This window comes from Enterobacter cloacae complex sp. IR5458 (assembly GCF_049238025.1).
Classification (GTDB): domain Bacteria; phylum Pseudomonadota; class Gammaproteobacteria; order Enterobacterales; family Enterobacteriaceae; genus Enterobacter; species Enterobacter kobei.
The window spans coordinates 84,176-90,750 of sequence record NZ_JBMKIF010000024.1 but is presented as its reverse complement, the minus strand read 5'-3'; the positions used below and the strand labels follow the sequence as shown (position 1 = coordinate 90,750).

Annotated in this window: 8 protein-coding genes and 1 tRNA gene; 7 read left to right on the top strand and 2 right to left on the bottom strand. The window is 53.7% G+C overall.

Going from position 1 to position 6,575, the window contains the following annotated elements:
- Window positions 1-106 precede the first annotated feature (106 nt).
- Window positions 107-182, top strand: a tRNA-Trp gene (locus ACOTYN_RS18790).
- Window positions 183-275: 93 nt separating this feature from the next.
- Here ACOTYN_RS18790 and hdfR read toward each other — a convergent pair.
- A complete protein-coding gene (gene hdfR, locus ACOTYN_RS18785; RefSeq protein ID WP_014885681.1) occupies window positions 276-1,097 on the bottom strand; it encodes an HTH-type transcriptional regulator HdfR in 822 nt (273 codons plus the stop codon).
- Between the two features lie 118 nt (window positions 1,098-1,215).
- Between hdfR and ACOTYN_RS18780 the strand changes: the two genes are divergently transcribed.
- The gene (locus tag ACOTYN_RS18780; RefSeq protein WP_014885680.1) at window positions 1,216-1,554 is read left to right on the top strand and encodes a DUF413 domain-containing protein; all 339 of its coding nucleotides are present in this window, start codon (window positions 1,216-1,218) and stop codon (window positions 1,552-1,554) included.
- A gap of 29 nt (window positions 1,555-1,583) precedes the next feature.
- Here the strand turns inward: ACOTYN_RS18780 and ACOTYN_RS18775 are convergent, their stop codons facing one another.
- Window positions 1,584-3,104: a YifB family Mg chelatase-like AAA ATPase gene (locus tag ACOTYN_RS18775; RefSeq protein WP_071922786.1), complete on the bottom strand. Its 1,521-nt coding sequence runs from the start codon at window positions 3,102-3,104 to the stop codon at window positions 1,584-1,586.
- A gap of 341 nt (window positions 3,105-3,445) precedes the next feature.
- Between ACOTYN_RS18775 and ilvL the strand changes: the two genes are divergently transcribed.
- The 5 genes from ilvL to ilvE all read left to right on the top strand — a co-directional run bounded on the left by ilvL (window position 3,446) and on the right by ilvE (window position 6,538).
- Entirely contained in the window at window positions 3,446-3,544 is a 99-nt protein-coding gene (gene ilvL / locus ACOTYN_RS18770; protein ID WP_001311244.1) for an ilv operon leader peptide, read from the top strand.
- A gap of 86 nt (window positions 3,545-3,630) precedes the next feature.
- On the top strand, window positions 3,631-3,681 hold the full coding sequence (ilvX, locus tag ACOTYN_RS18765) for a peptide IlvX (protein WP_201405605.1): 51 nt from the start codon (window positions 3,631-3,633) through the stop codon (window positions 3,679-3,681).
- A 2-nt stretch (window positions 3,682-3,683) separates the two neighbouring features.
- The gene (gene ilvG / locus ACOTYN_RS18760) at window positions 3,684-5,330 is read left to right on the top strand and encodes an acetolactate synthase 2 catalytic subunit (RefSeq protein ID WP_071922787.1); all 1,647 of its coding nucleotides are present in this window, start codon (window positions 3,684-3,686) and stop codon (window positions 5,328-5,330) included.
- Complete coding sequence (ilvM, locus tag ACOTYN_RS18755; protein ID WP_003860184.1) at window positions 5,327-5,590, top strand: acetolactate synthase 2 small subunit; 264 nt, start codon at window positions 5,327-5,329, stop codon at window positions 5,588-5,590. Before ilvG ends, ilvM begins: the two co-directional genes overlap by 4 nt.
- 18 nt (window positions 5,591-5,608) lie before the next feature.
- On the top strand, window positions 5,609-6,538 hold the full coding sequence (gene ilvE, locus ACOTYN_RS18750; protein ID WP_014885677.1) for a branched-chain-amino-acid transaminase: 930 nt from the start codon (window positions 5,609-5,611) through the stop codon (window positions 6,536-6,538).
- Window positions 6,539-6,575: the final 37 nt, after the last annotated feature.

The following is a 6,575-nucleotide window of genomic DNA, read 5'->3' as shown; positions in this document are numbered from 1 at the left end:
ATACCTGCCTGTCACGCAGGGGGTCGCGGGTTCGAGTCCCGTCCGTTCCGCCACTTATTAAGACATTAAGCCTGCCTCACTGGCAGGCTTAATGGCAAAAAACTTTAGGGGCGTAGCTCAGTTGGTAGAGCACCGGTCTCCAAAACCGGGTGTCGCGAGTTCGAGTCTCTCCGCCCCTGCCATATCGAATCCTTTGCTTCGGCAAAGGATTTTTTTTTGCCTGAAATACAACGGCACACCTGAATTTTCAGCCAGCTTCCCTGCTGGCTGATGCATCATTCCATAATATTGATTTTTAAGAGATCTTTTATCTGCGACTGCTTATCGCTGTTTTGCAGCCAAATCGCATACAGCGGGCGCGAAATGGTGGTGGAATCTATCACGGTATGTAGCCCCGCTTTAGTATCTGCCCAACGGGCTGGTAACCAGGTGCAACCCTTCAACAAGGGAAGTTGCTGACAGGCAATCTCGGCAGAACTGGTGGTTAACTGTGGAACATCATCTGGGGCTATCAATCCCGCCTCATGCTGCTGAAAATCAGGACCCCACTCCAGGCGCAAATAGGTCAGATCGGCTTTCATCATTGAAGGTTCAGAAGCATAAAGTGCCAGACCAAACTGCCCTACGATCTGGCTGCTAAATTCGTCCATCTTGGGGGCTTCGGTCGTGATAAGAAGATCAAGCTGGCGCTCATGAAGTTGCTTAACCAGGGACTGGCGTTGCGCAATTCTGGCTTCAAATTGCAAATGTTCATGAGAACGATATAGCCGGGTAAGCCACTGACTTAGCATACATTCCCACAGGGACGCGCTGGCCCCTATCGAGAACTCATTGTGCCTCGACGTATGGGCAACCTCTTTACGTGCTGCCTGCCAGGTATTCATCAACGTTTCCGCATAGGGGAGCAGTTTCTCACCGGCAGGCGTTAAACGTATGTTGTTGCGGTGGCGAGTAAAAAGATTCACACCCAGTTGATTTTCCAGCTGTCGAATACGAAAACTGACCGCTGACTGCGTCAGGTAAAGGGCTTCAGCTGCTCGCCCAAAGTGGCGTGTTCTGCTCACTTCGAGGAAAGTTTTTAGCAATTCCGTATCCACATCTTTCTCCGCAAAATAATTTGTCGTTATGATTTAAATGTTTTGTTTTACACTCTGTCAAGCGTAACTAATACTCCGCGCCATAAATAGCTCGGCCAAAGAATTAGGAGCGTGTAGGATGGCGGAAAGCTTTACGACGACTAATCGTTTTTTCGACAATAAACATTATCCGCGCGGGTTCTCTCGTCACGGCGATTTCACCATCAAAGAGGCGCAGCTGCTTGAGCGTCATGGTTATGCCTTCAACGAGCTGGATCTGGGTAAGCGTGAGCCTGCAACTGAAGATGAAAAGCAGTTTGTCTTAGTGTGCCGTGGCGAGCGTGAGCCACAGTCTGAAGCGGAACGTGTATGGATCAAGTACATGGCGCGCATTAAGCGTCCAAAACGCTTCCATACGCTCTCCGGCGGTAAGCCACAGATGGAAGGCGCAGAAGACTACACTGAGTCTGATGACTAAGATGATGAGAAGGGGCTACGGCCCCTTTTTTACGCCAGCAACTTCTGCAGATGGAGCAGCAAACGATCGATAGCGCGGTAGCTCAGCGCCTCCTGCAAGTGTTTCCTCTGAATGTCACTACAACCCTCCACGTCAGCAATGGTTCTGGCCACTTTCAGCAAACGCTGCCACGCGCGTATAGAAAGACCAAAACGCGTCAAGGTTTCCTCCAGCCAAACCGCATCCTCCATGTTAAGAGAACAAAACTGCCGGATCCCGGCATTATCCAGCCGTGCATTCAGCCTGTTCTGACGGGCATATTGTCGCGTCTGGGCAGCAATGACCCGCTCGCGTACATCTGCTGAGCTTTCACCCGTGATGCCTTTTTGCCTGAGCAGGCCCGGCGGGGGAAGGGGGATTTCGAGGGATAAATCGAAACGGTCGAGAAACGGGCCGGATAACTTTCCCAGATAGCGCAATGTCTGCTCAGGCGTACAGCGGTTATGGTTGCCCTGATAATGACCCGAAGGGCTGGGATTCATCGCAGCGACCAGCTGAAACTGCGCGGGATAGCTTATTTTGGCTCGCGTGCGTGAGATGTGTATCTCTCCAGATTCAATGGGTTCTCTCAGGGCATCCAGGACGCGGCGCTCAAACTCAGGCAGCTCGTCGAGAAACAGAATGCCATTGTGCGCCAGTGATATTTCACCCGGCCCGGGAATAGACCCACCGCCGACCATCGCCGCCAGTGAAGCGCTATGATGAGGTGAACGAAAAGGGCGACGGCGCCACTGTTTTTGCAACGAGGTAGAACTGATAAGGCTATAAATGGCGGCACTTTCCAGCGCTTCATGATTATTGAGCGGTGGCAGCAAGCCACTCAGCCTGCTCGCCAGCATCGTTTTACCCGTACCAGGCGGGCCGATCAAAAGAAGATTGTGTCCACCTGCGGCCGTAATCTCCAGCGCCCGTTTCCCTTGCTCCTGTCCCATAATCTCGCTGAGATCCTCTGGGGTATCGGCTATAACATTGTCACACTCTTCCGGCTCGGACAGTTCATGGCGCCCTTCCAGCCAGGCGCAAACTTCCTGTAAATGCCCTGCGACAAGACACCCCTTCTCGGCGATAAGACTCACTTCTGATGCATTTTCATTCGCGACAATGATTTGCCGTCCTGCACGTATAGCTTCCAGCGCGCCCGATATCGCACCGGGAACGCCCCTTAACGCGCCTGTGAGCGCGAGTTCTCCCACAAACTCGTACGAGCCTAGCCTGGTCGTATTAAGCTGCTCAGAGGCTGCGAGAAGCGCAATTGCGATAGGTAAATCATATCGTCCTCCCTCTTTGGGCAGATCGGCGGGAGCCAGGTTGATGGTGATCTTCTTCGCGGGGAAGGTATAACCGCTATTTATTATTGCGCTGCGAACGCGATCCCGGGCTTCTTTAACCGTCGTTTCAGGTAGCCCGACGAGCGTGAGCCCGGGTAGCCCATTACTCAGATGAACCTCTACAGAAATAAGCGGTGCCTTCACCCCGAGAGCCGCACGCGTATAAACAACTGACAGTGACATTTGCACTACCTCCTGGTACGACTATGCCAGTGCCTCTTTTGTCTGTTTAGCGTCATTTTGTGTATTTACGGCTCTTATTCAGAGATTTTAAGCGCACACTGAAATCATTACATACCCGTGGAAGACTTCTCGCAGAAGGTAAAAAGCGCCGTTTTGATGGTTAGCGCCGTCGTAAAAATATGAAAAATATTCATTCTTCAATTTCCCCATATAAAACAACGATTTTAAGAAATATGATTCGCGGCCTAACCAAATGCGTCATAAATAAATCTTGTGTTTGATTTAAAAACTGTGATAACTCTTTAGGTATTCCTTCGAACAAGATGCAAAAAGAACTGAAAATGACAGCCCTTCTACGAGTGATTAGCCTGGTCGTGATTAGCGTGGTGGTGATTATTATCCCACCGTGCGGGGCTGCACTTGGACGAGGAAAGGCTTAGAAATCAAGCCTTAACGAACTAAGACCCCCGCACCGAAAGGTCCGGGGGTTTTTTTATGACTAAAAAACGTAAACGAGGAGCAGGACATGACGACTAGCATAAAATTCTGTTTCTCCAGATTTATGACGGGGAACTAACTATGAATGGGGCACAATGGGTTGTACATGCGTTGCGCGCGCAGGGAGTCGAGACCGTATTCGGTTATCCGGGTGGCGCGATCATGCCGATTTACGATGCACTGTATGACGGCGGCGTGGAACATCTCTTGTGCCGACACGAGCAGGGGGCAGCAATGGCCGCTATTGGCTATGCCCGCGCGACGGGTAAAACCGGCGTGTGCATGGCAACGTCAGGCCCGGGCGCAACGAACCTGATTACCGGCCTGGCTGATGCGCTGCTCGATTCCGTGCCCGTCGTGGCGATCACCGGTCAGGTGGCTTCCCCGTTCATTGGTACCGATGCTTTCCAGGAAGTGGACGTGCTTGGTTTATCGCTGGCCTGCACCAAGCACAGCTTCCTTGTCCAGTCTCTGGATGAGCTGCCGCGCGTAATGGCCGAAGCGTTCGAAGTGGCGAGCTCGGGCCGCCCTGGCCCCGTTCTGGTGGATATCCCGAAAGATATCCAGGTTGCACTCGGCGAACTGGAACCGCACTTCTCCACCGTGGAAAGCGACGATGCGTTCCCGCATGCAGAGGTTGAAGAGGCGCGCCAGATGTTGGCGCAGGCGAAACAGCCGATGCTGTACGTCGGCGGGGGTGTCGGCATGGCGCAGGCCGTGCCTGCCCTGCGTGAATTTATCGCGGTAACGCAAATGCCTGCCACCTGCACGTTGAAAGGTCTTGGTGCGGTTGATGCAGACTACCCATACTATCTCGGCATGCTGGGGATGCACGGCACTAAAGCCGCAAACCTGGCGGTGCAAGAGTGCGATCTGCTCATCGCCGTGGGTGCGCGTTTTGACGACCGCGTTACCGGCAAACTGAATACCTTCGCGCCAAATGCCAAAGTTATCCATATGGATATCGACCCGGCGGAGATGAACAAACTGCGTCAGGCGCACGTCGCGCTGCAGGGCGATCTCAATACGCTGTTACCGGCACTGGCGCAGCCACTGGATATCAGCGCGTGGCGCCAGCACGCCGCAGAGATGCGCGCCGAACACGCCTGGCGTTACGACCATCCTGGCGATGCCATCTACGCGCCGCTGCTGCTGAAACAGTTGTCTGACCGTAAACCGGCTGATAGCGTCGTCACCACCGACGTAGGCCAGCACCAGATGTGGTCAGCCCAGCACATGGCCTACACCCGTCCGGAAAACTTCATCACCTCCAGCGGCTTAGGCACCATGGGCTTTGGCCTGCCTGCCGCCGTGGGTGCGCAGGTGGCTCGCCCGAACGATACGGTTATCTGTATCTCCGGTGACGGCTCCTTCATGATGAACGTTCAGGAGCTGGGCACCGTTAAGCGCAAGCAGTTGCCGCTGAAAATCGTGTTGCTGGATAATCAGCGTTTAGGGATGGTTCGACAGTGGCAACAGCTGTTCTTCCAGGAGCGTTACAGCGAAACCACCCTGACCGATAACCCCGATTTCCTCACCCTGGCCAGCGCCTTCGGCATTCCTGGCCAGCACATCACCCGTAAAGACCAGGTTGAAGCGGCACTCGACACCATGCTGTCAAGCGAAGGGCCGTACCTGCTTCATGTCTCAATCGACGAGCTTGAGAACGTCTGGCCGTTGGTACCGCCCGGTGCCAGTAACTCACAAATGCTGGAGAAATTATCATGATGCAACATCAGGTCGCCGTGCAGGCTCGCTTCAACCCGGAAACCTTAGAACGCGTTTTGCGTGTGGTCCGTCATCGTGGTTTTCAGATTTGCTCTATGAATATGGAGACGGCCACCGACGCGCAGAACATCAGTATCGAATTAACCGTTGCCAGCCCGCGGCCGGTCGACTTACTGTTTAGTCAGTTATCAAAACTGGTAGACGTTGCCCATGTTGCCATCTGCCAGAGCACAACCACATCACAACAAATCCGCGCTTAAGCGTGACAGGACGAAAAAATGACGACAAAAAAAGCTGATTACATTTGGTTCAATGGTGAGATGGTTCGCTGGGAGGACGCGAAGGTCCACGTCATGTCCCACGCGCTGCACTACGGCACCTCCGTCTTTGAAGGTATCCGTTGCTACGATTCTCACAAAGGGCCAGTGGTGTTCCGCCATCGCGAACACATGCAGCGTCTGCATGATTCAGCCAAAATTTATCGTTTCCCGGTTTCACAGAGCGTTGATGAGCTGATGGAAGCCTGCCGCGAAGTCATTCGCAAGAATAACCTGACCAGCGCCTACATTCGTCCACTGGTCTTCGTGGGTGATGTCGGTATGGGCGTGAACCCGCCAGCCGGTTACAACACCGATGTGATCATTGCCGCGTTCCCGTGGGGGGCTTACCTCGGAGCAGAAGCCCTGGAGCAGGGGATCGACGCAATGGTTTCTTCCTGGAACCGCGTGGCGCCAAACACCATCCCGACCGCTGCTAAAGCGGGCGGTAACTACCTTTCCTCTCTGCTGGTCGGTAGCGAAGCGCGCCGTCACGGCTATCAGGAAGGTATCGCGCTGGACGTGAATGGCTACATCTCGGAAGGCGCAGGTGAAAACCTGTTTGAAGTGAAAGATGGCATCCTGTTCACGCCGCCATTTACATCTTCCGCGCTGCCGGGTATTACCCGTGACGCCATCATCAAGCTGGCGAAAGACCTGGGTATCGAAGTGCGCGAGCAGGTGCTGTCCCGCGAATCCCTGTATCTGGCTGATGAAGTGTTCATGTCCGGTACGGCGGCTGAAATCACGCCGGTTCGTAGCGTAGACGGTATTCAGGTCGGCGAAGGCCGCTGTGGCCCGGTCACCAAACGCATCCAGCAAGCCTTCTTTGGCCTCTTTACTGGCGAAACAGAAGATAAATACGGCTGGTTGGATCAGGTTAATCACTAAATATAAATTTGGGACGGCACGCACCGTCCCATTGAAT

What these genes read in the sequence shown, in the direction of transcription:
- ilvG (WP_071922787.1), top strand. Translation starts at nt 3,684, where the DNA reads ATGAATGGGGCACAATGGGTTGTACATGCGTTGCGCGCGCAGGGAGTC.
- ilvM (WP_003860184.1), top strand. Translation starts at nt 5,327, where the DNA reads ATGATGCAACATCAGGTCGCCGTGCAGGCTCGCTTCAACCCGGAAACC.
- ilvL (WP_001311244.1), top strand. Translation starts at nt 3,446, where the DNA reads ATGACAGCCCTTCTACGAGTGATTAGCCTGGTCGTGATTAGCGTGGTG.
- ilvE (WP_014885677.1), top strand. Translation starts at nt 5,609, where the DNA reads ATGACGACAAAAAAAGCTGATTACATTTGGTTCAATGGTGAGATGGTT.
- ACOTYN_RS18780 (WP_014885680.1), top strand. Translation starts at nt 1,216, where the DNA reads ATGGCGGAAAGCTTTACGACGACTAATCGTTTTTTCGACAATAAACAT.
- ACOTYN_RS18775 (WP_071922786.1), bottom strand. Translation starts at nt 3,104, where the DNA reads ATGTCACTGTCAGTTGTTTATACGCGTGCGGCTCTCGGGGTGAAGGCA.